We start from the raw sequence: 25,502 nt of genomic DNA, 5'->3' as shown, positions 1-25,502 counted from the left end.
TCGTCACTTTTCCAGATCCTTCCACTGCACGCGCCGAATGCCGACATCCCCGAACAGGAGCAATTCGTCTTTTTGGCTTTCGACTATGCGCGATACGCTACGGCGATCCCGGGTATGCCTTGTCTCAACGGCCTGGCCATCGGCGGTGATCATGGCCAGAACGCCATCCTTGCCGCCGAGCAGCAGTCGTCCATCCCGCAACAAGGTTCCGGAAAAAAACGGCGACTTGGTGCCGGACTCCAGTTCGCGCCAGTTCTGCCCCTGATCGAAAGAGCCGAGAATCTTTCCGCGCATGCCGTAGGCGATGAACACGCCATTCGGCAGCGCCGCCACGCCGAAAAGCGAGCCGTGATAGGGCGACGGGACGATCTTCCAGGTCTTTCCCAAGTCGCTGGAGAGGGAAATCAATCCCGCCTCGCCGACCAGAACCAGAGATTGATCGCTCGCGGCTATCCCGTAGAAATGCTTGTCCATCTCCGCATCGAGGATGCTGCGTTGCTCCCATGCGTTCCCCCCGTCGCCGGATTCGAGCAGACTGGAGTAGCCGCCAAAAGCCAATGTTCGGCCATCCGACAGCGCCAGCATGCCGAGCAGCGCTTCCTTCTGGCCAACGGGCACGGGCGACCGCGTCCAATTGTCGCCGCCATCGATGGAACGAAGGATCACCCCGCTGTGGCCTGCCGCAATCAGCACGCCTGCTCGCTGCACGATCACCGAGGTCAATGATTTTTCGCTTGCGGTCGGTCGCGCTGACCAGGTTTTCCCCTCGTCGTCAGAAACAAAAATCAGACTGCGTTCGCCCACCGCGACGATCCGTTTGCCGGAACGCACAGCATCGAGGATCGCCACCTTGTTGATGCCCGCTTTGGCTTTCAGGGCGAGCAGTGCCTGCGCCGCAGCTGGCTCGGCGGCAGCAGCCAGCAGCGGCTGGGCAAGCAGGGCCAGCGATGACAGGAGCAGAACAGTCCGGCGAATTCCAAATGAAATTCGACAGCCTGAGTTTCCGGCGTAATGGTGCATTTGACGTTTCCGAATCGGGGTGATGGATACAACGGGGGCGACCATGACTTCGCCCCCGGACAGGGATAAATAGTCTTTTGCTACTTCGTTCCCATGCGCTTCAAGGCTTCGGCGCTGTGATCGGCCCAGCGGCTCTTGACGCCAAACTTGATCGGGCGCTTTTCCTCGTTGTCCATCCACTCTGCGATGTAAGCGCCGCTGTTCAAGTCGGCAATTGCCCAGGACTGGATGTAGGGAACAATGGCGTTGTAATACTGCATGGTGTAGACGTCATTCACCCGCCACAGTTGGCCGCGCGAATCGTAGGCATCGTCATGCAGCACGGTCCAGCTGTCTTCATCGACATACCAGGTCCGCTTCGAGTAGATATGGCGCTGGTTGTCCCGCAGGCTGCCCTCGACGACCCAGACCCGGTGCTTCTCGAAACGCAGGTAGTCGGGATTGGGATGGTTCTTGGTCAATATCTGCTTGTACTTCAGGCTGCGATCGGCCAGCTTGTAGCTGTTGTAGGGAACGATGATTTCCTTCTTGCCGACCAGCTTGAAGTTGTAGGACACCAGCGAGCCAAAGAATCCGTCGAACTGGTCCGCCGTCCGCAAGCCCTCCAGCGCATCGTCAAAGTAGTCATTGGGCGTTTCCGGCATCTTTCTGACCCGGCGCAAGCCGGCGTTGTAGAAGTAGAAATCGAGCGGGCGCGCCAGTGGATTCGAGTAGCTCTTGGCCACTCCGGCACGACCTTCCACCTGGGCCGGGGCGGTCTGAAAGAAGATGAACGAGCTGACCAGACCGGCCGGGACATTTTCCTTGTCAATAAAATCGGTCGGCTGGGCCCAGATCATATGTGGCTTGTTGTAATAGAGGATGTTCCCGTCGGCGAGCACCGGAGCCGTTACCAGATCCCGCTCGACGCCGCCGCCACGATAGCGATACAGATGATTCCACATGACCTGCCGACCGGTTTTCGGCGTCGGGAAAGGAATCACGCCGCATCCCGAGCAGGTGATTTCCTCGTCGCTCAGTTCGGCCGCGTTGCCGCCTTTTTTGATTGCATCGTAGATGTCCGGCGGGTAAGCCGCCGTGCGGTGCGTCGGATAGACGTTCATCTTGAAGCTTGCATACTTCTTGAGCATCGCGTAATGCCCTTCGGTCAGCTTGTCCTTGTGCTGGTCCGCATTTGCCGCGGTAATCGTGACGACCGGTTTTTCGGCAGCAAACGGATCGATGTATCCCTTCCCGGCATCGAAGCCGGCCGGTGGCGTGGTTAGACCGCCGTTCCAGGCGGGAATGCTGCCATCTGCATTGCCCGCCTTTTCGGCGCCGACCGGCGTGAGATCCTTGCTCAAACGGGCAATCTCGTCCGGGGTCATCTTGGCGTGCGCGGTTCCCAATATCAGCAACGATGCAACGATGATGGAACGACTTAACCGCTTCGTATGATTTTTCATATTCATTCCTCCTCTGGTTGGTATCAGAACGTGTAGCCGAGGCTGAAGCCGTAGAAAGCGCGGTCCCGGCCATCGTCATATGTTGCACTCCTGTTGTAGCCGACATAAGAGGCTTCGGCCCAATAGGCCGCCCGCTCGAAGCGCAGCGAAAGACCGAGCATCCGGCGCTTCTCGTTGAGTTGGCCATCGACTGACCAGCCTTTCAAATCGTGCGCAAAATAGATCCCGGGTTTGACCGAAACGCCGATGTCGGTTGTGTAGTTGAGTTGGCCGTAGAGGCGATAGCCATAGGCGTTTTTCGTTGCATAACCGTCGTTGCTGCATTGCCCCGGAACGGTCGACGGACAGATCGGGGCAAGATTGGCGCCGTAGTTGAAAGAACGGCCGTAGCGCGTGGCGCCGGGCTGGTCGGGATCGTCGATGCTGGCGTGCTGATAGGCGAATTCGGCAATGAACATGCCGCCCGTTGCCCCCCACATCGGTGAAAGCAGCTTCAAGGTATTGACCAGAAACTGCGTCTGAGCCACCCGGTCATAGCCGCGCATGTAGGTGCCATCGGCCGCCCCGGCATACTTGCTGCCCAAGGGACCGAGGCCACTACCGACCGCGGCGTAGAACATATCCACCGCGCTGACCTGGACCGGCTGGTTGGGGGTGTGGCTCAACTCCATCCCCAAGGACCAGCCGCCTGGAATGTTGGTCGCGATGGTCGCGCCATAGCGCCGAACATCTTCCGGATATTCGAACATGTACTTCAGGTACTGCAATTGAGCCATGCCGTGAGTCGGGCTGGATGTGTAGGACGAAAAAATCGGAATGCCGGAATGAAGATTCATCGCATACAGGCCCACCTGGGTATCGACCGATTCGATGTTGTAGTGGGTTGCGAAGCCGTACTGCCCGGAATCCTTGGCCTTACGGTTGCTGCCGCGCTGCATGTAGCCGACAGACCCGTCCGGGAAGGCGATAGCCGGACCAAGGTTGGCGCTGGCGCCACAACTGTTATCGACGCCGATGTCGGAGGTCGAGAAGAAGGTGCCGCAACCATCGACCACGAACGGACGGAATTTCCATTCATAGAAGCCTTCGATGGACAGCGGTTGATCCCGTGGAGCCCAGCTGAAGTAGGCTGTTTCGACGGGGATCAGACCTTCCTTGACCTGGGCTCCCGGACGGCGGAGGGCCGGTATGTCGAGGGGACTCGTCTGGTTCAGACCCTGAAAGAAAGTGGACTCGCCCCAGTTGAGGACTTGCTTGCCGACCCGTAGCGTCAAGTCCGAATTGTTCAGGCGGAAGTTGCCGTAGGCGTAGGCATCGAGCAGCGATACCCCGGAGAACTGCGCTTCATTGACGAAGCCCTGGTCGCTCAGCGCCCCCCCGCCATATTGATTGACCGAACTGCCATGAGGGACGGTATGGTTTTCCCAGTTCATGTCGTACCAGGCCTTGGCCCGGACCAGCGCCCCGTAGTTGTCCTTTTTCACTTCGAGGTCGGAGACCAGCTTGACCACCGACGAAACCTGGTCGCCTTTCTTGTAGTTCAGGTTTCCGTCGTCATTGGCCGAGGAGCCGGAAACCCCGCCGTAGGCCGGACCGATGAGCTCCTTCATCGGACTTGCCGCCCGCCATTGCGAGCCGTAGGAAATGTTGGTGGTGGAAATTATTTTTGTTCCATCCTCCAGCTCTGTCTGAAACCCAAGGGCATGGGCCGAAAACAGGGCGCCCGCCATCCATGGGATGGTTGACCGCGCGTGCCGATGGTAATTTTTTTTCGAATACTGCATCACGAACTCCTCCAGAAAATTTTTGAATGCCTCCTGCCGATTTGATGCTGTACTTCGCCCTCTGCTGCGTTGCTACAAGACCTCCTGCTCAACTGCCGATGCATTACTGCGGACTGCCTGGTTCTTGTTGTTGCCTACTTATCGAACGTTCGTTCTTTTTCAGGTTAAAAAATTTTCAACCGACTTGTGCCGACAGATTCATGGCGACAATGGGTCGGCAATCATCTGGCCCTTTACCGCGCGGCACTGCGCCTGGGCGACAGCCACCATCCGGCCGTCAGCGGCGCTAACGGTGATCTCGTAGGTCGCCGTCCGGCCGACCCGGGCGCTTTCCCGCGCTTCTGCCACGAGGGTTTCGCCCAGCGCGCCAGGGGTCAGGAAAACAATGTTCAGGGCCTGAGACAGGGCGTTCTGATTGTGTGAATTGCAGGCATAGGCACAGGCGGTGTCGGCCAGGGCAGAAGTGAAGCCGCCATGACAGATGTTGTGGCCGTTGATCATCTCCGCCGTAATCTGCATGGTGATCCGCGAATAGCCTGGCCGGATTTCATCCAGCCGCATGCCCAGGCGGTTTCCCACCTTGTCGAGGGAGGACATGAACCGGCCGACATTTCTGGCCAGTTCGTCGGGGTCCGGGTGTTTGCATTGCTGTGTCATGCCTTTTTTTCCTGTACAGAGTCAGACCGACAACACGATGGCGGTCATGGATTTGGTATCGGCAGCTTTGTCACCGCCCATGCAATGAGCGAGTCCTGTTCTTGCCCCGCTCACCTGGCGTTTTCCCGCCCGTCCCCGCAACTGCAGGCTCAGTTCAACAATCTGCTCGATACCGGTAGCGCCGACCGGATGACCGCGCGATAACAAACCGCCGGAAACGTTGACTGGATGGGCGCCGCCCAGGGCCGCCGCGCCTGACTGGACAAACCGCCCGCCTTCTCCCGGCAGACATAGACCGAGGGCTTCGTAATGCATGATCTCGGCAATCGAGAAAGCGTCGTGGCATTCGACGACATCGAGATCGTCGGGGCCGATCCCGGCCTGCTCGTAGGCCGCCCGGGCGCCTTCGTAGTCGGTATGCCAACGGGCCAGATCCTGCGGGTTGGCATAGCCGCCGGTGCGCAAGACCGATGCCCGAACCCTGACGCGCGCATCGATCCGTCGCCCCAGCGCTTCGGAGCACAGGACGATGGCCGATGCGCCGTCGGCCATCGGACACGACTGGAGCCGCGTCAGCGGGTCGGCAATCAGCGGCGAGGCCAAGACCTCCTCGATGGTGACCGACTTGTTGAACTGAGCAATCGGATTCAACGCCGAATGCAGGCGGCTTTTGACCGACACCATCGCCATCTGCTCAAGCGTCGTGCCAAACTCGGTCATGTGGCGCCGTGCCCGCAGGGCGAAACTGGCCGGCGTTACCAGGCCGAGTAGCGTATCGATCTCGCTGTTTCCCGAACTAAGAAGGCCGATCTGCGGGACGCACATTTTTTCCGAGCCAATGACCATCGCGCAATCCACCTCGCCGGCGCGGATTGCCATGCAGGCCAGATAGAAGGCGGTGGAGCCCGAGGTACAGGCGTTCTCGACATTGATCACCGGGATGCCGGTCATGCCGAGATCGGCATAGACGTTCTGGCCGATAGTCAGGTCGCCGAAAAGTTTGCCGGCCAAGGCATTCGAAAAAACGCCCATCTGGATGTCCCGCGCTTGCAGCCCGGCATCCCTCAAGGCCCGCAGTCCCGCTTGGCTGCCCATCGACACCACGGATTGGTCAAGATGCTTGCCAAAGGGGATGTTGCCGGTCCCGGCGATCATTACTCCGCGCATGAGGCCTCCGTGCTGCCAGCGTCTTCCTGGCTCAGGCAGAACACCGGCCGCAGACAGGGCGTCGCCAAAGCATTCTCGCCGAGCAGCATGGACTTGAGAGTCAGGCTGGCGCCGACCCGCAGATAAGGAATAGCCGCCGGGTCGAGCAGGGCGAAGACGCGCAGCGGCACGTCCTGCAGATCGACATAGCCGACCGCATAGGGTTCGGGCAGAGCAAACGGCGCCCTGGTGCGCACCACGGTGAAGCTGTAGAGGCGGCCGCGTTCCCCGAAGACCTGTCGTTGCAGCTTTCCGTAGCAGCCCGGACATTGCCCGGCGGTGGGGAAGAAATGCCGGTCACAACTGGGGCAATAGCCGCCGACCAGGCCATGCCGTCCGGCATCGCCATCGAGGGCCTGAAACAGATCGGGAACAACCATTGGGGGCGGCTGATCAATCAACCGGTGGGCTGATGGCATGGTTTTGTCGATCATCAGACGGGTGCTCCCTGTCTGGCGACCAGCGTGCCGCGCCCGGCATCCTTTTCCCGATCCCAGGTATCGGCGGTAACGCCTTGGTCGCGAATGACGTACTTCTGGACTTTCTCGGTCGGCGTTCTGGGCAGGCCGGCAACGAAACGGACATAGCGCGGCACCATGAATTTCGCCATCACCTGTTCGCAGTGAGCGATCAGCTCTTCCGCCGACAAACGCGCACCTTCGCGCAAAACCACCGTGATCATCACCTCGTCTTCACCGAGTTCAGACTTGACCGGCGTGGCGGCGGCTTCGAGGACCAGCGGATGGCTGGTCACCATGGTCTCGACTTCATAGGAGCTGATATTCTCGCCGCGGCGGCGAATCGCATCTTTCTTGCGGTCGACGAAGTGATAGAAGCCTTCGTCGTCCTGCAGCAAATAGTCGCCGGTATGGAACCAGAGACCTTGCCACGCTTCGACGGTCTTCTCCGGCATCCGGTAATACTCAAGGAGGGTTGTCCAGGGTTTTTTCGGCCTCACCAGCAATTCGCCCGGCACGCCCTCGGCTACCTCCTGCCCCTCGTCATCGACCACCATCACCTCGTAATCCGGGTGGGGCTTGCCACAGGTGCCGGGTTTGCAGGCTCCCGGGCGGCTCATCAGCGGCAGACCGATTTCGCTCATGCCGTAGCCTTCGATCAGCGAAACCCCGAAGCGCGCCTCGAATGCTTCATACACCCCGGGCGTCGCACCCGCGCCGAGCAACACCCGCAAGGAGTTTTCGCGGTCGTCCGGTTGCGGATCGGCCTTGAGCAGGATCGAAAGAATGCTGCCGATATAGTTGAATTCGGTGCACCGGTAGCGGGCGATATCGTCCCAGAACTGGCTGGCCGAAAAGCGCTCGGCCAGCACCATGGTGGCGCCGGAATACAAGGCGGGCATGGTCGACAGCAACTTGGCATTGCCGTGAAACAGCGGCAATGCGTTGTACAGGCAGTCGTCCGGCCCGTAACCGGCGATTTCCGAAATTATCTCCGCCGTATGGATGGCGTAGTTCTGGGGAAGTACCGCGCCCTTGGACGGCCCGGTTGTTCCCGAAGTGAACATGATGCCGAGCGGATCGTTCCAATGGACGGATGCCGGCCGATAGTCTTCACCCCGGGCCACCAGGTCGGCGTAACGCTGCACCTCGATTCCGGGAAGTTCGGGCAAGGCCTCGTCCAGGTCAAGAACGACGACATGCCGCAAGCTGTCGAGATCCTTGCCGATGCCTTCGATGCAGGGCAGGAAAGACTTATCGACAATCAGCACGCTGCACTGCGCCTGGTTCAGCTGGTAGGACAACAGATAGCCGCGATGCGCGGTATTCAGCGCCACCTCAATAGCGCCGAGCTTGGCCAGACCGAACCACACGGCCAGAAACTCCGGCCGGTTGCCGAGCATCACGGCGACCCGGTCGCCCTTGGCCACGCCCATATCCTGCAGCCCCTTGCTGACGCAGGACGCCATGCGATTCAGCCGTGCATAGCTGAATGCCTCATCCTTGAACCAGAAGAAGGTGGCCTCCTTCTGCAGTTCGGCCCGCCGCTCCAGTAGATGATGGATCGTACGTTCCGCTGGCGAGAACAGCTTTATTTGCCCCATCTCCGTTCTCCTCAGGCAGCCTTGCCGAGCTTGGCGGCGGGGTCCGGATAGGCGCCGTAGTAGCGCAGCACTTCCGGCTTCGGCCGCAACTCGGACCAGGTCTTGATGAATTCGGCGTAGGGCTTGCCGGCCCGCTTGCGCTCCTCCCGGGTCGCCAGCCGCAGGGCTTCGGTGTCGGCCTGGTCGATACGCAGGGTCTCCTTGTCGAAGGCCACTTTGTAGATATTCGCCGCCGCCCAGGGGGTAACCAGATTGCGCTTGAGGTCTGCCGCCACTCTGGCCGGCTCGCGCTCGAGGACATCGCCATAGCCGGCCCCGCCGAGGACAGGGACGTAAAGCGTGTCGCCCTCGGCGAAGGCCTTCGGTGGCGAACTGACGTGGCCCAGTGTTCGGTCCCCGGTTTCCACCGTGGCATTCTCGTAAAGCTCGCCCATATTGCGCGGCATATCCGAGTTGCCTTCGGCCAGCAGGGTTTTCATGTTGCTGCCATGGACGGACTGGACGAACACGGGGGGCGATGCCCGGCCGCCAAAGATGCCAAGCGTTGCCGGGAAGCGCGTGCCGAAACCCATGCCGCCGATGGCGACCCAGGGCACGCCATGCACCATTACGCCATAGCCGACGCCGGAACCGCCGCGGAACTTGCCGTGGCCGTAGGAGGTATTGAAGAAATTGCGAAACAGATAAACGAAGGGACGGTCGGCTTCCATCGACTCGATGTCGCCGCAGTCGCTCATGGTCGCAAAGAAAGCGCCGGCCGAATCGACGCCATCCATGTCCGGCCGGGCGCCGGCGCCGGTCGCATTGATTTCCGGCGTGATGTCGGCAATCGGCTCGCCCCATTGGTTGAAGCCGCCGAAGGGCGTTACCGCGAACCCCGAGTACCAGCAGCCGACCGCCCGCAGCGGATCGATGGCGTACATCATGCGGGCGCCGCACATGAACATGCCCTGGGTGAAGGCTACCTGGGTCGCCGGCGCGTAAGACACCGGCATGTCGCCCTTGGCGTTGACGAAAGTATCTTCCGGGAATTCCCATTCGATCGCTTCCAGCAAGCCGTTGTTGGCCGGCAGGTCATGGAAGAACCAGCCGCAGAAATAGACCATGGCGAGACCGATGATGCCCTGGAAGTAGCTGTTCACCGGCCGGTCGGGAATGGCCGGCGAGGAGCCCTCGAAACAGAGCTTGATCTTGTCGCCCTTCTTGATCACCGTCAGATTGATTTTCAGCAGCGCATCCTCGGGGCCGGTGGTGTCCATGAAGCGCGGTTGGCGATAGACCCCGTCGTTGATCAGCGAAACCTTCTTGCGGGCTGCTTCGCCGGTCACCTGCAGAACCCGGCGTAGTGCGCCAACGTAGAAATCGGCCCCCTTCTCGACAATGATTTCCTTGACCCGGCGCTCGGCGATGCGACAGGCGGCGAGACGCGCCTTGATGTCGAGCATCATGGTCCGTGGGTCGCGGGTCATGTTCGACAGCATGGCCAGCAGATCTTCTTTCAGGACAAAGTTCTCGCCGATCTTGATCGGCGGGACCAACAGACCTTCGTCATAGCGGGAGTGCGCCCCATTGACCATGCCGCCGGGTTCCGATCCGCCGCATTCGCCGGTATGGACCGCGGCGCCGATAAAGCAGACCAGTTCGCCGTCCGCGAACACCGGGACGGCGAGGCCCATGTCGGCGTTGTGCACCCCGCCGTAGAAGGGGTCGTTAAAGAAGAAGGAGTCGCCGTCATTCAGGCCGACCGATGGGTCGTCGCGCCAGTGTTTGACGATGTACTTGACGGGAATTTGCGAGAGTACGGCGTGGTGGTAGATGCCGGTGGCGCAGATGGCCAGATCGCCGCGCGCCGTGTAAATACCGAACGCCACGTCACCCCAGCGCATGGCGGTCGAGGCGCCGAGGCGCATGGTGGTTTCCTTGCCTTCCAGCGCGATCATGCTGGCTTTGTGCTGGAAAATTTCAAACTCCAGCCCCTCGATCAAGGCTTGGGCGTCCCGTTCCCGGTCGCTCATCGGTTCCGGGCGCAAGCGCTGGACGACTTCGAAATCGCGTCCATAGCGGAAAGTAGCAGGTGCATTCATTGTCTTTTCTCCAGTCGGGAATCAGCGGTTCTGCTGCAGGACGCCGTTGCGCCAGGCATCCATGGTGTAGGTCCAGCCGCGGTCGATGACATAGGTGGTTTCCGGGGCATCGATGAGCGCCGGTCCGTGGATGGTGTTTTCCGGTTGCAGCAGACGCCAGTCATAGACCGGCGTATCGACCAGGCCCTGGGCCGGGTCGAAGCAGGCCGGGCGGGTGCCGAGGGCGGCGGCGGAGGGGGATGCCCCGGTTCCGACGCTTTGCTTGAAGGCGGCTTTTTCCTGGTTTACCGAAGCGGTCAGATAAAAACCCTCGACGTTGATGCCGCCTACCGGGAAAGCTGCCTCCGGGGAGTAGATTTCCGAATAACGCTGCGTGAAGGCTTCGCATAGTTCCCGCGCGTCGTCCTCGCTGTGCAGCAACAGACGGGGCACCGGAATCTTGGTCAGGTTGTACTGGCTGCCATAGCGCATATCCAGTTCGAGGTGGAAATCCATCTGCTCTTCGCCAAAACCTTCCAGCTTCAGGTCGCGGATTGCCAGGCTCTTCAAGTCCTGGACGACCCGGTTGAACGATTCCAGATCTTTCAGATAGGACTGTTTGTCCCAGTGGAAGAGCTTGAGCGAGCGCGAGACATCCCAGACCTGGCGGATCTCCATCGTCGACGCCCCGAAAGCGCCGAAGACCGAGGCGACGGCGGGGACGACGACGGTACGGGCGCCGATGTAGGGGGCAAAACCGCAGGCATGGGTGGCGCCGGCGCCGCCGCAGGCGAAGACGGCGAACTTGCGGGGGTCGTGCCCTTTGAGCGCCACTTCGTTGAAGACTTCCTGGCCCATGCGCGCATCGACCAGCCGGCGGATCCGGTAGGCCGCTTCGATGACGCTGATACCGAGGGGCTTGGCGATCTTTTCGGCGATGACTTCGCGGGACAGCTCGACATCGAGATACATCTCGCCGGCCAGATAGTTGTCCGGATTGAGGTAACCGAGGACCAGGTCGGCATCGGTCACGGTGGGTTCCTGGCCGCCCTTGTCGTAGCAGGCCGGGCCGGGCATCGAGCCGGCGGATTGCGGACCGACTTCGACGGTCTTGCCCATCAGTTCGTTGATCCAGGCAATCGAGCCGCCGCCGGCACCGATCGACTTGACCTCGATGGCCGGAATGTTGGTGCGCCAGCGGTCGATCACCGGGATGAAGTCATGGGCGCGCAGTTCGCCATTGACGATGACGCCGATGTCGAAGGAGGTGCCGCCCATGTCGGTGAAGACCACGTTGGGGTAGCCGGAGAGCGCGCCGACCGCGGCCGAGCCGTACATGCCGGCGACCGGACCGGCATTGTGGGTGAGCACCGCCTTGGTACGGGAAACCTTCTTGGTCCCGCCGGTGTTGTGCACCAGGATCAGCGGCCGCTCGTAACCGCCATCGCGCAGCTCGTTGCCCAGGCGATTCAGGTTGTCGGCCATCAGCCCGTGAATGTAGGCATTGACCACCGTCGTCATGGTCCGGGTGTATTCGCCGGCCTTCGGCGAAATCTCGCTGGACAGGGTCACCGGCATGGCGCCGAGGTAATCCTCGGGGTATTCCTCCTCGATGATCTGCTTGATCATGCGCTCGTGCTCGGGATTGACGAAGGACCACATCAGGCTGACGACGAAGCCCATGGCGCCCTTGTCCACCAGGGCCTGCAGCTTGGCGAGGACATCCTCGCGGGAGAGCGGGCAGATGATTTTTCCGTTGCAATCGATGCGCTCGCTGATCCCGGCCACCATGTCCGGATCGATCAGGGGGGCCGGCTTGGTGATCCGGGCCATGTCCTTGACCTCATGGAGCGGCAAGCCGTCGGCCCAGCTCCGGGAACGCCCGATGAAGATGGTGTCCTCGAAGCCGGCCGTGGTGATCAGGGCCAGCTTCGGCCCATTGCGTTCGATCAGGGCATTGGTGCCGACCGTCGTCGAATAGCGCAAGGCATGCACCTGGGACAGGTACTCCCGGCTGGCCAGTTCGGAGCGCTTGGCCAGTTCGCGCATGCCGCGCATGAAGCCGACCGACAGGTCGTAATGCGTGGTCGGTGTCTTGTAAACAATGATCTGCCCGTCGTCGCCGACCGAACAGAAATCGGTGAAGGTGCCGCCGATGTCGATCCCTACGTTGAATCCCATGTCTCGCTCCTTATAATTTTGGCAACTCAAACGCTCCGAGCTGCCTTGATATCGTTCGTCGATCAGGCCGCCAGGGCCTGTCCTGTCTTGCGTGCCAGCTCCAGATCGGTTTCCTGGTCGGGGGAGCACCAGTAGCCGGCAGGGTTCGATCGCGGCAGGGCGATTGCCTTGTCCGGGTCTGCCAGAGGCAGGCCCAGGCTTTGCCAGCCCTGACCGGCGGCCGCAGCCAGGGCCTCGGCCAGCGGGGGGTATCCCGTCGCCGACTGGCCGAGCAGCAGGTGATCCAGGCGCAGGGCGCGCAGGGCCCGGATCGTTACCGCCCCGTCGTCATAGCCGGCAACCCGCAGGCCGAGAGGAATGCCGAAATACTCGGTGACATTCTTCAGCGTGCTGCAGATCCGCCGATAGTCCGGCGTGGCCAGGAGGGCATCCGGCTCGCCCGACTCGTCGATGACGACCAGATCCGGCCGGCACTCGCAGGCCATTTCCAGCAGCTTCATCAGGCCGGGCTTGATGCGATCCAGGGATGCCCGGTCCAAGGGCCAGCCGAGACTGCGACAAATGCGCGCCGGTCCGGGCAGGGCGACCGCCAGCTCCCTTGCCGGGCGGATGGTTTCAGCCAGCCGGCGGATACATTCGAGCAAGGCAGCCAAGCTGTCGTGACGCCACGGTTCGTCGGGGATGGCGGAGAACGCCTCCAGGCAATGCTCGTTGAGAAACCCGACGGCCACGACCTTGGCCTCGACCAGCTTGGCAATGCGCGGCAGGGCGTTGGCCCAGCGCGTCGCATCGCCAAGCAGCGTCGGCACGTCGCAGCCTTCAACCTGGGCGGCGAGGGTATCCAGAAACGGCAACCAGATCGCCCGCTCGGGAATCTCGCCCAGGGAAATTGTCCGAAAGTAACTCACCGGTTCTCCCTAGCGGACACCGTGGCGGGCCTTGAGCGCCGCGACGTCCAGTTCGATGTCATGGGTGATCGGGTGGCCGGGCGGGAGATACTCGTTCTCCAGCGTGGTTCCGCAGCCCGGGCAATAGAACTCGAGAAGGCGGCAGAAATCCGGGTCCGGGGTGAAGGAGAAGGTCGACTCGGTCAGCGGCGGGTGCGCTGTCTCCATGGGAATCTCAGCGACCAGACATCCGTGTTTGTAGTTGTTCGTTGCATCGGTCAACTCCTGGCCGCAGGAATGGCAGTGCCATTTTTCGCGAGTCAGATCGATATCCAGATATTCGGTGATCCTGACCTTCATTTAATGCATCCTTTCGATCAGAGCGTTGTCGTAGCGATCCACCTTCAGCGACCAGCCTTGCGGGATCACCATGGTGGTTTGCCGGGATTCGACGATGACCGGCCCCGACACCTGGTGACCGTTGCCGAGCAGGTCCCGGTCATAAACATCAAGGGCAATGGCCGGGCCTTGGCGATGCAGGCTGACTTGGCGCTGGCCGCGCCGGGCGGCATGTACCGGTGCCTCGGCGGCCGGCACTTCGCGTGGCAGGTAATGGGCTACCGGCGCCTTGCCAAAGAGCCCCAGGGTGCACAGCGTCAGTGGCAAATCCCCGGCCGGGCCGAGCAAGGCCGTGGCTTTTTCGCGCACAGCCTGGAGTCCTTCAGGGCTATGGTGAAAATCGACCGGGGCCGCTATCTTGGCCTCGCTGCCGGCCGCCGAGCGGACGATCAACTCCAGCTCCCAGGTAATGCTGGCGGCGGAAAAGCCTTCGCCGCGCATGTCGGCCTCGGCCCGTTGGCGCAGTTCGCCGACGGCCTTGTCGACCAGAGACAGGTCGGCATGGCTGTGCAAAGGCAGATCCAGGCGCCGGTAGTAAAGGTGGCCGACATTCATCAGCGACGATGAATATGCCGAGAACACGGCGGAGAAGGGGGTGACGACCAGGGTCGAAATGCCGGAGGCCTGGGCGATGGCGCAGCTATGCAGCGGACCGGCACCGCCATAGACGACCAGCAGCGGGTCGGGGTGCGGGCCCATGTCCTTGCGCAGGTCGCTGAGTTCGCGACCGACATCGGCCTCGACCGTTTCCTTGATCAGCCAGGCGGCTTCCTCAACGGAAATCCCGAGTGGCTTGGCGACGTCCTGCTCAATCGCCGCGCTCGCTTTTTCGCGATCAAGTTTCTTGCTCCCACCCAGGAAATAGTCCGGATCGAGCCAGCCCAGCAAGAGATTGGCATCCGTCACCGTCGCCCGCTTGCCACCCAGGCCGAAGCAGGCCGGGCCGGGCAAGGCGCCGGCGGACTGCGGACCAACCCGCAAAACGCCATTGACTACCTCGGCAATCGACCCGCCGCCTGCGCCCAGGGCGCGAATAGCCAGCATCGGCAGGTTGCAACCGAAGCCTTCGACGTCCGGACGCAGCGCATAGCTCGGTTCGCCATCCACCACGAAGCCGATATCGAAGGAGGTGCCCCCCATGTCGCCCGACATGACGCAGCGCGCCCCGTAAAGCGCCCCGATTTCCTTGGCGCCCAGCAAGCCGGCGGCCGGCCCGGAGTTGTAGGTATTGATCGCCCGGGTTTTCGCCACACGGGCAACCGCACCGTTGTTGTGACCGATGAACAGGTGACCGCGATACTGCTGCCGCCGCAGATCTTCTCCCGCCTTGTAGAGCAGGCGGGTCAGCTTGCCGTGAATGTAGGCATTGAGCGATGCGGTATTGATGCGCTCCTGATAGCCGGGGCGCTGAACGATATCGCTGCTGAGGAATACCGGCACCGAACCGAGATAGTCGCGGGGATATTCCCGCTTGATGCTTTCCCGGACCACGCGCTCGTTCTCCGAATTGACGTCGGCGTGATTGAGCGCGATGACCAGGCAGCGGGCCCCCCGGTCAATCAGCGACTGCGCGGCGGCGAGGACCTGGTCTCGTTCCGGAACCCGGTGAACGACACCCGCTTCGCTGGTTTCCTCGTTGATCGCCGCCACCATGCTGGCCTCGACCACGGGCCGCTTGCCATCGCTGGCATGGGTCGGGCACAGCCCTTCAAAACCGGCAGTGACAATCAGGCCGATCTTTGGACCATCGCGCTGGATGATCGAGTTGGTACCGATGGTGTTGGAAAACCGGATGATATCCGTGTCATAAAGAAAGTCGCCCAAAGGTACTGCGAAGGCCTTGGCGGATTCCTTGATGCATTCCATGAAACAAACGGTCAGATCATGTGGCGTGGTGGGGGTTTTGACCGTCCGGAATTGATCACCCCGGGTGATGAAGCCATCGGTAAAAGTGCCGCCTGTATCGATATCGACTGTAAAGCCCATACACATTGTCTCCTTTATGATTTTTTTCGGGTTCAACTCGTTCAACTGCGTCCTGGCGGCACTCCTACTGCCCCGTAGAGGATGAAGGTGATCATTTCGTCATAGATTTGTTCGCTATCGAGCGGGCCATCCGGGCGATACCAGCGGAGCTGCCAATTCACGACGCCGAGGATGTTGAAGGCCAGAATCTTGGTGCTGCCGGTCTTCACCCACCCTTCCTGCTTCAGTTCGTCGAGGATGCGTACGTAAATGCCGAGAATCCGTTTCTGGATTTCCTTGCTGGCCTTGTCGCCATCCACCGACATGCGATCGTGGCTGATCAGGAACATTTTTGATTCCTTGTGGTAATCGGCCGAAGCCACAAGGTGGGCCCGCAACAGGCGACGAAATCGTTCCAGGGCGTGACCGCCGCCAGCCAGGGCGGCTTCGAGTTTGCCCGGCAGAGCCTTGATCGAGTATTCAAGAATCTCCGACCAGAGGCCCTCCTTGTTCTGGAAGTAGTGATAGACCACCGAGACGCTCACCCCCAGCGTTTTGGCGATATCCCGAATCGAGGTTCCCTCGAAGCCATTCTCGGAAAAGAGATCCAAGGCAGCCTGCAAAAGCTCCTCTCGGCGCCCCGGCTTTTCCTTTTCCAGATCGACGGCACTTTCTTTGACGGTTCCCATATTTCACTTTCATACAAAAATTGTTTTCGCCCCGGCCTGACATCCAGCCTTGAGCACAAACCTTGACTGCCTAATTCCGACTAGAACAGTCGTTCTGTTTCGCATTTTATTTGACAAAACTTTCTTGTCAACACCAAAGCGTAAATATTTTGTAAGAAAACAAATTGCTATGTAAGCTATTGTTTTAAATCGTTATTTAAAATTAAGCAAAAAATATTTCCGATGGATTTGAAAAAGAACGATTGTTCTATATACTTTTCGGTAAGTCACAATCTTGGGGCGAGCACAGGCCAACCCGGAGCGGATTGATCGTTCTCAAGGCCCATCCTTAAAACCAAAACAGAGGAGAAGTTAGATGAACAGAGTTGCTGGCAAGACCATCCTGATTACCGGTGCCGCCAATGGCTTGGGGCGCGAAACGGCAAAGCTCCTGGCCGCCGAAGGAGCTACCGTCTGGCTGACGGACATCGACGACGGCGGCGGCCGGGAGGTCGTTGCGGAGATCGCCGCAGCGGGCGGCAAGGCCGAGTATCTGCATCACGACGTGAGTTCTCCCGAGGCCTGGGATGAGGTCTTCGCCACCATCAAAGGCCGGACGAGCAAGCTGGATATTCTGGTCAACAATGCCGGCGGGGGAACCTACAACGACATCGAGACCGTCACCTTCGCAGAATGGCGGCGGATCATGTCGATCAACCTTGATGCCACCTTTCTTGGTACCCAACTCGCCATCAAGTGGATGAAGACAACCGGCGGCGGCAGCATCGTCAATGTCAGTTCCGTGGCCGCCTTCTCCGGCGCGCCCAACCTGGCGGCATATTGCGCCGCCAAGGCGGGCATCCACATGCTATCCAAATCCGCCGCGGTGTATTCCGGGCAAAAGGGCTATCAGATTCGCGTTAACTCGATTCACCCGGGCTTGGTCGATACCAAGGCCGGCAGGGAAATGGCCATGTTGGCCACCGGCGCATCCGAAGAGCAGGCCATTGAGGCCTTCACCGCCCTCCATCCGATCGGCCGGATCGGCAAACCGATCGACATTGCCAACGGCATCCTCTACCTGGCATCCGATGAATCCAGCTTCGTCACCGGAACCCATCTGATCATTGACGGCGGCTTTACGGCCGTCTGATCAATGTGCCGGGAATGAGAGTTCGGACGCGCCACTCTCCCTCGGGAATGCCGTTTAAATAGCGTTGAACGGTAGCGTCAAGCCCGTCCTGAAGTTTGTCTGGTTTGTCTGAGCAGAATCTTGCTCAAAAAAGAAGCCCCGGGATCGTTGATCCCGGGGCTTCTTGGTTTATTGCAACTCATGCTGTCACCCGTTTTTCGCGGGCGATGCATCGTGCTTCCGGTTTAGCCGCAGCTACCCACCGCGCCGCAGGCGGTGCAGAAGTCGCAGCCATCCTTGCGGATCATCGTGTGATTGCCGCATTCGCTGCACAGCTTGCCCTGGGTCGGGTGCACCTTGTTGCTGCTGCTGTCTTCCGGCGCTTCGAGGATGCCCATCTGCTGCAGCGGGAAGCCGGCTTCGTCGAGGATGCCGAGCATCGCGTAGCGGTGGATGATCAGCTGGGCGATGTAGGCGACGGTAGACGGATAGGTCTGCTGCTTGCGCGAACCCGGGACGAAGGCCATGAAGTCGCCGAACGGCTCGGAGTAGTCGAGCAGCTTGCGCAGCTTCATGCCGATCCAGGCCGGATCGAGGACGCGCATGTCGAGCGACAGGAGCTTGGACAGGCCGTCGAGGGCGCGCGGGTAGTTGCCGGACAGCCACATCGAGTAGGGGCGGGTGACGCCGTCCGGCAGCGTGATTTCCTTGAGGCCGAGGACGAAGTCTTCGCCGGTCGAGGCGTTGCTGACGTCCACCGTCCAGGACAGCGTGCCGTCGGTGCCGGTCTTCGGTTCCTTGGTGCTGAACAGGGCGTCCTTCACCGGTGTCGGGCCTTCGTGCTGGAGCGCGCCGAGCTGCTCGCAACGCCAGCGGATGACCTGGGCCATGGCGGAAACGACGGACGGCATGCGCTTGCGCTCGCCGTGCGGCGGCATGTGCATGTCGAAGGCGTCGCCCGGCGTCTTGGCCAGCGCGTCGAGCTTCATTTCCAGCCAGCCGTGGTCGTTGGCGCGCATGTCCATCGACAGCGTCTTGGCGACGGCACCGAGACCGCGCGGTTCGGCCGGGCCGTTGGCCCAGACTTCGAAGGGCCAGGCGCGGCCTTCCGGTTCGACGTGGCCGACGAACAGCGCGAACTTGCCGATCGGTGAGTCGACCATGTAGGTCCAGCACAGGTTGCCTTCCGGCAGGTTCGGGCGGCCCGGCCAGCGCAGGCTGGCGAGCACCGGGGCCGGCAGGTTCTTGATCGACAGGCGGCGGTTGGCGTCGGAGACGAAATCCTGCGGCGACTTGGCGGCGTCGGCGGCGGCAGACTCGGCGGTGCTCGGCTCGGGCGTCGTGACGGAGAGCACGGAGCCGAGAATGCTGTTCGGCCGGTAGGTGGCCAGACCCTTGAGGCCGGATTTCCAGGCGCTCATGTAGAGGTCCTGGAAGTCTTCGTAGGGGTAGTCGCCGGGCACGTTAACCGTCTTCGAGATGGCGGTGTCGATGTACGGGGCGACGGCGGCGACCATGTCCTTGTGGGCCGCAGCGGAGATTTCCAGCGCCGTGACGAAGAAGTCCGGCAGCTTGCTGACATCGCCGCCCTGGTGCTTGTACAGGCGCCAGGCGTAGTCCTCGACCGAGTACTCTTTCAGCGTGCCGTCCGGCATGCGTTTTTTGCGGGTGTAGGTCCAGGAGAAGGGCGGTTCGATGCCGTTCGAGGCATTGTCGGCGAAGGCCAGCGAAATGGTGCCGGTCGGCGCGATCGACAGGAGGTGCGAGTTGCGCAGGCCGTGCTTGCGGATTTCAGCCTTGATGTCGGTCGGCAGGCGCGAAGCGAAGTTGCCGCCGGACAGGTAGAGCTCGGCATTGAACAGCGGGAAGGCACCGCGTTCCTTGGCCATCTCGACCGAGTACAGATAGGCGGTGTCGCGCATGTGCTCGGTGATGCGGGTCGCCATGGCACGGGCTTCCGGCTTGTCGTAGCGCAGGCGCAGCATGGCCAGCGCATCGCCCAGGCCGGTGAAGCCGAGGCCGATGCGGCGCTTGTTGGCGGCTTCCTGCTGCTGGCGTTCGAGCGGCCAGTGGGTGGCTTCCAGCACGTTGTCGAGCATCCGGGTCGAGACGCGGACGGCTTCGGCAAAACCGTCGAAGTCGAACTCGGCCTGCTCGGAGAAGGCGTGCGTCACGAACAGCGTGAGGTTGATCGAACCCAGGCAGCAGCAGCCATACGGCGGCAGCGGCTGTTCGGCGCAAGGGTTGGTCGCCTCGATGACTTCGCAGTAATTGAGGTTGTTGTCCTTGTTCATCCGGTCGAGGAACAGGATGCCCGGCTCGGCGTGGTCGTAGGTGGACTTCATCACCTGGTCCCACAGATCGCGGGCGCGTACCTTGCGGTAGGTCCACAAGCCGTCGTCGCGCTGGTAGGCGCCGGCCGACTTCATTTCGCCATTCGGTTCGGCGCGGTGGGTCAGTTCGACATCGGTGTCGGCATCGACGGCTTCCATGAAGGCATCGGTGACGCCGATGGAAATATTGAAGTTGGACAGATCGCCCTTGTCCTTGGCGTGGATGAAGACTTCGATATCCGGGTGGTCGCAGCGCAGCACGCCCATCTGGGCGCCACGGCGGGCACCGGCCGATTCGACGGTTTCGCAGGAGCGGTCGAAGACCCGCATATAGGAGACCGGGCCGGAAGCGCGCGACTGGGTGCCCTTGACGCGGGCGCCTTGCGGCCGGATCGACGAGAAGTCGTAGCCGACGCCGCCGCCACGGCGCATCGTTTCAGCGGCCTGGGCCAGCGCGGTGTAGATGCCCGGCTTGCCGTCGGTGTCTTCGACGATGGAGTCGCCGACCGGCTGGACGAAGCAGTTGATCAGCGTCGCCTGCAGATCGGTACCGGCGGCGGAGTTGATCCGGCCGGCCGGAATGAAGCCGTTTTCCTGGGCCCACAGGAAGCGGTTTTCCCAGTGCGCCCGATCCTTCTCCTGCTCGACTTGTGCCAGTGCCCAGGCAACGCGCTTGCGCACGTCGTGAACATTGGTTTCCTTGCCTTTTGCGTATTTTTCGATCAGCACTTCGCCGGAGATTTCCTGCTCTTGCAGGGGGGCGAATTGCGGTGCGGCGGGAATGTCGGTCAGGGAGAGTTGTTCGGCTACCGGGCTCATATTTTGCTCCTCAGCATGGCATTGATAATCAGGCTAGTTAGTTTTTCGAATGACGAGCAATCTACTATATCTAGTAGGTCAATACAATCCGTTGACTAGATACGGGGTTCTGTGCCGTTGCGGCAAGCTCTCTGTCATGTCCCTGAAAAGCCTAAAAAAAACAAAGCTCCAGTGCGCCTGTGGCGCAAAAAAGAGAGAAAAAGTTAATTTTTCCGAGGTCGAAAAAAGCGCTCGCGGCTGGCTTTCGACGAGGCTGGCGAGCACCGTCGGCGAGCCGCCATTCCGGCTATGCGCTAGCCGGTTTTCCGTGGACAACGGAGTGCCGGAATTGGTTGCATCGCCAGCCGAATCGCTCGCGATCGGCCGGGAATTTCGGCCGCCGGGCAGGGCGCGGCCGGTGCCGACTCAGTGCCGGCAGTTGCGGGCGGTTTCCGAGGGCAATTCGCCGAACAGGGCGCGGTATTCCGCGGCAAAGCGCGGCAGATGCCAGAAACCCCATTTGCCGGCAATGTCGCGGATCTGGGTATGAGCCGGCAGCGGCTGGCGCAGATCCCGGCGCACGCCGTTCAGGCGCAACGAGCGCAGATAGTGCACCGGGTTGGTTGCCAGGGCATCCTGGAAGCAATAGTTGAGCATGCGCCGGCTGATATTCAGTTTCTGGCACAGATCGGCAACGGTAATCGGCTCGGCGGTGTGGGAGAGCGCGTAGTGGGTCGCTTCCTTGACCACCTGGCAGCGGCCGCGGAAGGAGCGGTTGGGCAGCGGCGCATGGCTTGCCGCGTGCAGTACTTCGGCCAGGTGGCCGATGATCGCCGAGCTCATGGCCCGTTGCACCTGCGGATAGCGCAACAGGGCCGGCTCGAAACTGGCCGGGTCGAAAATCGACAGCAGGCAATTGCGCAATTCGTCGAGCTGCCCCTGGGCGGTCACCATCACGGTCGGCGATTTCGGGAAAACGTGTCGCAACTGGTCCTGGGAATCCGGATTCATCGCCTCGAGCAGCGTCGCCTCGGGGATGGCGACGGCCACCACGTCAAAGCCCTCCGGCGTGGTCAGCGAGAACTCCTGGTCGCTGTGAAAGGTCAGCATCGAGTCGCGGGTCAGCACCTGTTTCGAAAACAGGCCGGTGCCGTTCATGCTGATCGGAATGCCGACGACAAAACAGCCGTCCCAGGAACTGCCGTGCTGCGATACCGAACGGTTGGTGGTTTCGCGAAAGATCTGCAAGCCCTTGAAGTGCAGGTCGACGACCTTGCCTTCGAAGTTGCCCGGCGACAGCTGGTCGTAAACCTGATCCCAGTCCTGCAGGGCTTCGGCGTGTTCATCTGAATCGCGTGTCGTGCGATTTTGAAATGAATAGCTTGAGGCGGCGGTTTGCGGCATACGCACACTCTTTCAGTCATCGGGCCCATGTGCCGCATCCGCTTTGCGGAATGGCAACTATGCCCTTAAGGATAGTCCAGATATTTCGTTTAGTGGAATCGATTTCGATTAGTGACAAAGTGTTTTTTCCGATTGCGGCTATCCGGCAACGCTACGCTGCGGATTTCGCCTCCCGGTTCTGTGTCGGATTGGTGCATCGTTGTGGCGCAATGCACCGTTTCTGACATGCTGGATCGAAAAAATATTTGCATGTATCGGTTATGAATCAACGGCTTGTCACTATTTGTTCAGCGGGTCGGCTTTGCGGCTGGCCCGGTACCTGTTCTTTTCAGCACAAGCCATGCCAGTTTTTTTCGGGGCCGGCCGGTCGCCGCCGCTCGGCGGTGCACGAGCGGCGACGGGTCGCTGCCCGGCGCTTCGTTTTTCAAGCATGGCCAGGGCGCGCCGACTTTGCGCCAGGTCAATGTTTTGATCGGGAAAATGTCGACTTTTCCGATTTCGGATACTCGCCAGCCGCCGCCGAGTCTTTAAGTTCCGATTTCGGATAACGCCTCGTTGCCTCCAGCGACAACAATTTGACCCATCGGCCGGATCGTTTTTTCGATTCGGTAACGGTCCCGATTCGAGAACAAAAGGAGGTCGCTGGTGATACCCAAGAGAGCAGTTCTTTTTTCCCTGCTGGCAGCGCTGGGCGGTGCATTACCCGCCCATGCCGAGTTGCCGGTGGACGAAATCACCGTCGCCAAGCTGGCGCCGGCTCATCCCTATCGCCTGTACTACACCGACGTGGTGCTGCCGCACATGGCCGACGGCAAGCTGACGGTGATCGATGGGCGCACCCTGAAAGTCGAAGGCATGCTGTCCACCGGGCTGTTCGCCCAGACCACGCTGTCGCCGGATCGCAGCGAGATCTACGTGGTGACGACCTATTACAGCAAGCTGAACCGCGGCGAGCGGATCGAGGAAATCCTCGTCTATGACGCCAAGACCATGGCGCTCAAGGAAGAGATTCCCTACACCGCCCGCCATGCCCAGGCCCTGCCGTATCGCGGCACGCTGCGGACGACGGCCGACGGGCGTTTCATCATCGTCCAGAACGCGACGCCGGCGACCTCGGTCAGCATCGTCAACCGGCATACCGGCAAGCAGGTCGCCGAAGTCCAGACGCCCGGCTGCTACGTCGTCTACCCCGCCCAGACGGCCAATCGCTTCGCGACGCTGTGCGGCGACGGGACCATGCTCACCGTTTCGCTCGACAACGACGGCAATCCGGTCAGCAAGAAGAAGAGCGCGAAATTCTTCGATCCGGACGGCGACGCGCTGTTCGTCTCGGCCGCCCAGGAAGGCGATACCTACCATTTCGTCTCATTCAAGGGCAACGCCGTCTCGGTCAATGTTGGCGGCGAAACGGCCGTTCCCGGCGCCTTCTGGTCGCTCGGCACGGCCGCCGAGGTGAAAAAGGGCTGGCGTCCCGGCGGCTATCAGCCGGTCGCGCTGCATCAGGCCAGCGGCACCTTGTATGTCGGCATGCACCCGAAAGGCTACGAAGGCAGTCACAAGGAAGCGGCGAAGGAGATCTGGGTCTATGACCTGGCCGCGAAAACCCGCGTTTCGCGCAGCAAGACCATCCCGGCCACCGGCCTGGTGGTCAGCCAGGGCGAGGCGCCGCGGCTGTTTGCCTTTGATACGGCGATCGCCGGGATTGCTGCTTTCGACGGCGGTCGCAAGCTGAAGCCGGTGCGCAGTGCGGCCGGCTTCGGCGACACGCCGACCCAGCTGGAAGTGCAGTGATGGACGCCCTCCTCGCATTCATCGCCGACCCGGTGATCACCCGCGCTCTCGGGGCGACGCTCTCGGTCGTCCTGCTGGTCGGGGCCTGGCACAAGCTGAAGGATCCGGTCGTCTTCGCCGGCGCGGTCGACAACTATCGCCTGCTCCCCGAGCGTCTGACCCCGCTGGTCGCCGGGCTGCTGCCGCTGGTCGAACTGGCGGCCGGCGGCCTGCTGCTCTTCCCCGATACCGCCTTCATCGGCGGCCTGCTGGCGCTGGCCCTGCTGCTGGTCGTCACCTCGGCGGTCGGCATCAACCTGCTGCGCGGCCATACCCGGATCGATTGCGGCTGCGGCGGCCTGTCCGGCCAGCCGTTGTCGTGGGCGCTGGTCGTCCGCAACGGGCTGCTGATGGCGATGGTCGGGCTGGCCATGCAGGAAAGTGCCGGCCGGCCGCTGGTCTGGGCCGATTACCTGACGGTCGGCGGCGCGGTCCTTGCCCTGGTCGGAATCTACGTCTCTGCCAATCAATTGATGACCAACGCCCCGCTGGCGCTGGCCGTCCGCAAATAAAGGAAATGCCATGAACGAAGCACTGCTGGTCTCCAATGTCTTTCTCTGGGGCGTCGTCCTCGCCCTGGTCGTCGTCGTGCTCGCCCTGGCTCGCCAGATCGGCATCCTCTACGAACGCGTCGCCCCGATGGGCGCCCTGATGATGGATCAGGGACCGAAGGTCGGTGAAGTCGCGCCAGCCTTCACGCTCGATTCGCTCGGCGGCGGCAAGCTGAGCGTCGGCGGCAACACCGGCCGCAGCCAGCTGCTCTTCTTCCTCTCGCCGACCTGCCCGGTGTGCAAGAAGCTGCTGCCGGTCCTCAAGTCGATCCAGGGCGCCGAGAAGGGCTGGCTCGACGTGGCGCTGGCCAGCGACGGCGATCTGCCGGAACACGCCGAGTTCTACCGCAAGGCCGATCTGAAGAGCTTCCCCTACGCCTTGTCCACCGATCTCGGCATGACCTACCGCATCGCCAAGCTGCCCTATGCGGTGCTGATCGGCGAAGACGGCCGCATCCGCGGCAAGGGCCTGGTCAATTCCCGCGAACAGCTGGAAAGCCTGTTCGCCGCCAAGGAGGCCGGTGTGGCCTCGATCCAGGAATTCATCGATCAGCGCGCCTGATCGACCCTCACCGCAAGGAGCAATAACGTGAAATGGCTAGATGATTTCTTTGAGCGCAAGACCCGTCGCGTCGCCCAGTCGGCCTCCCGGCGCAGCGCGCTGGTCAAGGTCGGCAAGCTCTTCGTCGGCACCGCCTTTATCCTGCCGGTGCTGCCTTTCGACCGGATGATGCCGACCGCCCAGGCCGGCGAGGCCAAGAAGGCGAGTGAGGACGACGAGAGCTGCGATTACTGGCGTTACTGCGCTCTCGACGGTTTCCTCTGCACCTGCTGTGGCGGCACCATTTCGAGCTGCCCGCCGGGCACCGAGGTGTCGAAGGTGACCTGGGTCGGCACCTGCCGCAATCCGGCCGACGGCAAGGATTACCTGATCAGCTACAACGACTGTTGCGGCGTCACGATGTGCGGCCGTTGCGGCTGCAACCGCAACGAGCGGGAGCGGCCGGGCTATCGCCTCGGGGTCCATAACGACATCAACTGGTGTATGGCCAACGGCAGCAACGCCTACCACTGTACCGTCGCCGCCATCGTCGGCGTTGGCGAGCAACGGGGCTAG

20 protein-coding genes are annotated in these 25,502 nt (G+C 61.5%); 5 read left to right on the top strand and 15 right to left on the bottom strand.

Annotation, left to right across the window (positions count from 1 at the left end; translation table 11 throughout):
• Positions 1-3: 3 nt before the first annotated feature.
• The 13 genes from ACLIKD_RS13805 to ACLIKD_RS13745 form a co-directional block, all read right to left on the bottom strand.
• Positions 4-1,020, bottom strand: coding sequence for a WD40/YVTN/BNR-like repeat-containing protein (locus tag ACLIKD_RS13805; protein ID WP_428825524.1), 1,017 nt, complete (start codon positions 1,018-1,020; stop codon positions 4-6).
• An 80-nt stretch (positions 1,021-1,100) separates the two neighbouring features.
• Entirely contained in the window at positions 1,101-2,465 is a 1,365-nt protein-coding gene (locus tag ACLIKD_RS13800) for a DUF1329 domain-containing protein (protein WP_226471414.1), read from the bottom strand.
• A 23-nt stretch (positions 2,466-2,488) separates the two neighbouring features.
• Complete coding sequence (locus ACLIKD_RS13795) at positions 2,489-4,195, bottom strand: DUF1302 domain-containing protein (RefSeq protein ID WP_428828348.1); 1,707 nt, start codon at positions 4,193-4,195, stop codon at positions 2,489-2,491.
• A gap of 252 nt (positions 4,196-4,447) precedes the next feature.
• Positions 4,448-4,906, bottom strand: coding sequence for a hotdog fold thioesterase (locus ACLIKD_RS13790; protein ID WP_226416815.1), 459 nt, complete (start codon positions 4,904-4,906; stop codon positions 4,448-4,450).
• A gap of 21 nt (positions 4,907-4,927) precedes the next feature.
• A complete protein-coding gene (locus ACLIKD_RS13785) occupies positions 4,928-6,073 on the bottom strand; it encodes a thiolase family protein (protein ID WP_413463917.1) in 1,146 nt (381 codons plus the stop codon).
• A complete protein-coding gene (locus ACLIKD_RS13780) occupies positions 6,061-6,546 on the bottom strand; it encodes a Zn-ribbon domain-containing OB-fold protein (protein ID WP_226416813.1) in 486 nt (161 codons plus the stop codon). The genes ACLIKD_RS13785 and ACLIKD_RS13780 overlap by 13 nt, the downstream gene beginning before the upstream one ends.
• Positions 6,546-8,174 carry an AMP-binding protein gene (locus ACLIKD_RS13775; RefSeq protein WP_428825523.1) on the bottom strand — a complete coding sequence of 543 codons (1,629 nt, stop codon included), beginning with the start codon at positions 8,172-8,174 and terminating at the stop codon, positions 6,546-6,548. The genes ACLIKD_RS13780 and ACLIKD_RS13775 overlap by 1 nt, the downstream gene beginning before the upstream one ends.
• An 11-nt stretch (positions 8,175-8,185) precedes the next feature.
• Positions 8,186-10,258 (bottom strand): hydantoinase B/oxoprolinase family protein, encoded by a 2,073-nt coding sequence (locus tag ACLIKD_RS13770; protein WP_428825522.1) that lies wholly within the window; start codon positions 10,256-10,258, stop codon positions 8,186-8,188.
• A gap of 21 nt (positions 10,259-10,279) precedes the next feature.
• Positions 10,280-12,418, bottom strand: coding sequence for a hydantoinase/oxoprolinase family protein (locus ACLIKD_RS13765; protein WP_428825521.1), 2,139 nt, complete (start codon positions 12,416-12,418; stop codon positions 10,280-10,282).
• A gap of 62 nt (positions 12,419-12,480) precedes the next feature.
• Positions 12,481-13,326, bottom strand: coding sequence for a hypothetical protein (locus tag ACLIKD_RS13760; RefSeq protein ID WP_428825520.1), 846 nt, complete (start codon positions 13,324-13,326; stop codon positions 12,481-12,483).
• 9 nt (positions 13,327-13,335) lie between these two features.
• A complete protein-coding gene (locus ACLIKD_RS13755; protein WP_226471408.1) occupies positions 13,336-13,665 on the bottom strand; it encodes an acetone carboxylase subunit gamma in 330 nt (109 codons plus the stop codon).
• Entirely contained in the window at positions 13,666-15,690 is a 2,025-nt protein-coding gene (locus ACLIKD_RS13750; protein ID WP_428825519.1) for a hydantoinase/oxoprolinase family protein, read from the bottom strand.
• A 41-nt stretch (positions 15,691-15,731) separates the two neighbouring features.
• Positions 15,732-16,358 (bottom strand): TetR/AcrR family transcriptional regulator, encoded by a 627-nt coding sequence (locus ACLIKD_RS13745; RefSeq protein WP_226416806.1) that lies wholly within the window; start codon positions 16,356-16,358, stop codon positions 15,732-15,734.
• Positions 16,359-16,713: 355 nt separating this feature from the next.
• On the opposite strand from ACLIKD_RS13745, the gene ACLIKD_RS13740 reads away from it, so the two are divergent.
• Positions 16,714-17,490, top strand: coding sequence for an SDR family NAD(P)-dependent oxidoreductase (locus tag ACLIKD_RS13740; RefSeq protein WP_428825518.1), 777 nt, complete (start codon positions 16,714-16,716; stop codon positions 17,488-17,490).
• 224 nt (positions 17,491-17,714) lie between these two features.
• Here ACLIKD_RS13740 and ACLIKD_RS13735 read toward each other — a convergent pair whose 3' ends face one another.
• Positions 17,715-20,621 (bottom strand): adenosylcobalamin-dependent ribonucleoside-diphosphate reductase, encoded by a 2,907-nt coding sequence (locus tag ACLIKD_RS13735; protein WP_226416782.1) that lies wholly within the window; start codon positions 20,619-20,621, stop codon positions 17,715-17,717.
• A 405-nt stretch (positions 20,622-21,026) separates the two neighbouring features.
• Complete coding sequence (locus tag ACLIKD_RS13730) at positions 21,027-22,004, bottom strand: helix-turn-helix domain-containing protein (RefSeq protein ID WP_428825517.1); 978 nt, start codon at positions 22,002-22,004, stop codon at positions 21,027-21,029.
• A 645-nt stretch (positions 22,005-22,649) separates the two neighbouring features.
• On the opposite strand from ACLIKD_RS13730, the gene ACLIKD_RS13725 reads away from it, so the two are divergent.
• Genes ACLIKD_RS13725 through ACLIKD_RS13710 form a run of 4 tightly spaced genes read left to right on the top strand, consistent with a single transcriptional unit; the run spans position 22,650 to position 25,502 of the window.
• A complete protein-coding gene (locus tag ACLIKD_RS13725; RefSeq protein WP_428825516.1) occupies positions 22,650-23,795 on the top strand; it encodes an amine dehydrogenase large subunit in 1,146 nt (381 codons plus the stop codon).
• Entirely contained in the window at positions 23,795-24,346 is a 552-nt protein-coding gene (locus ACLIKD_RS13720; protein ID WP_428825515.1) for a MauE/DoxX family redox-associated membrane protein, read from the top strand. The genes ACLIKD_RS13725 and ACLIKD_RS13720 overlap by 1 nt, the downstream gene beginning before the upstream one ends.
• A gap of 10 nt (positions 24,347-24,356) precedes the next feature.
• A complete protein-coding gene (mauD, locus tag ACLIKD_RS13715) occupies positions 24,357-24,947 on the top strand; it encodes a methylamine dehydrogenase accessory protein MauD (RefSeq protein ID WP_428825514.1) in 591 nt (196 codons plus the stop codon).
• A gap of 27 nt (positions 24,948-24,974) precedes the next feature.
• The gene (locus ACLIKD_RS13710; protein ID WP_226416777.1) at positions 24,975-25,502 is read left to right on the top strand and encodes a methylamine dehydrogenase light chain; all 528 of its coding nucleotides are present in this window, start codon (positions 24,975-24,977) and stop codon (positions 25,500-25,502) included.

The sequence above is a fragment of the Azonexus sp. IMCC34842 genome, from assembly GCF_050368855.1.
GTDB lineage: Bacteria > Pseudomonadota > Gammaproteobacteria > Burkholderiales > Rhodocyclaceae > Azonexus > Azonexus denitrificans_A.
Note: the sequence above shows the minus strand (reverse complement) of the source record. Positions and strands in the feature narration are given on the sequence as shown.

What these genes read in the sequence shown, in the direction of transcription:
- ACLIKD_RS13805 (WP_428825524.1), bottom strand. Translation starts at nt 1,020, where the DNA reads ATGCACCATTACGCCGGAAACTCAGGCTGTCGAATTTCATTTGGAATT.
- ACLIKD_RS13800 (WP_226471414.1), bottom strand. Translation starts at nt 2,465, where the DNA reads ATGAAAAATCATACGAAGCGGTTAAGTCGTTCCATCATCGTTGCATCG.
- ACLIKD_RS13795 (WP_428828348.1), bottom strand. Translation starts at nt 4,195, where the DNA reads ATGGCGGGCGCCCTGTTTTCGGCCCATGCCCTTGGGTTTCAGACAGAG.
- ACLIKD_RS13790 (WP_226416815.1), bottom strand. Translation starts at nt 4,906, where the DNA reads ATGACACAGCAATGCAAACACCCGGACCCCGACGAACTGGCCAGAAAT.
- ACLIKD_RS13785 (WP_413463917.1), bottom strand. Translation starts at nt 6,073, where the DNA reads ATGCGCGGAGTAATGATCGCCGGGACCGGCAACATCCCCTTTGGCAAG.
- ACLIKD_RS13780 (WP_226416813.1), bottom strand. Translation starts at nt 6,546, where the DNA reads ATGATCGACAAAACCATGCCATCAGCCCACCGGTTGATTGATCAGCCG.
- ACLIKD_RS13775 (WP_428825523.1), bottom strand. Translation starts at nt 8,174, where the DNA reads ATGGGGCAAATAAAGCTGTTCTCGCCAGCGGAACGTACGATCCATCAT.
- ACLIKD_RS13770 (WP_428825522.1), bottom strand. Translation starts at nt 10,258, where the DNA reads ATGAATGCACCTGCTACTTTCCGCTATGGACGCGATTTCGAAGTCGTC.
- ACLIKD_RS13765 (WP_428825521.1), bottom strand. Translation starts at nt 12,418, where the DNA reads ATGGGATTCAACGTAGGGATCGACATCGGCGGCACCTTCACCGATTTC.
- ACLIKD_RS13755 (WP_226471408.1), bottom strand. Translation starts at nt 13,665, where the DNA reads ATGAAGGTCAGGATCACCGAATATCTGGATATCGATCTGACTCGCGAA.
- ACLIKD_RS13750 (WP_428825519.1), bottom strand. Translation starts at nt 15,690, where the DNA reads ATGGGCTTTACAGTCGATATCGATACAGGCGGCACTTTTACCGATGGC.
- ACLIKD_RS13745 (WP_226416806.1), bottom strand. Translation starts at nt 16,358, where the DNA reads ATGGGAACCGTCAAAGAAAGTGCCGTCGATCTGGAAAAGGAAAAGCCG.
- ACLIKD_RS13740 (WP_428825518.1), top strand. Translation starts at nt 16,714, where the DNA reads ATGAACAGAGTTGCTGGCAAGACCATCCTGATTACCGGTGCCGCCAAT.
- ACLIKD_RS13735 (WP_226416782.1), bottom strand. Translation starts at nt 20,621, where the DNA reads ATGAGCCCGGTAGCCGAACAACTCTCCCTGACCGACATTCCCGCCGCA.
- ACLIKD_RS13730 (WP_428825517.1), bottom strand. Translation starts at nt 22,004, where the DNA reads ATGCCGCAAACCGCCGCCTCAAGCTATTCATTTCAAAATCGCACGACA.
- ACLIKD_RS13720 (WP_428825515.1), top strand. Translation starts at nt 23,795, where the DNA reads ATGGACGCCCTCCTCGCATTCATCGCCGACCCGGTGATCACCCGCGCT.
- mauD (WP_428825514.1), top strand. Translation starts at nt 24,357, where the DNA reads ATGAACGAAGCACTGCTGGTCTCCAATGTCTTTCTCTGGGGCGTCGTC.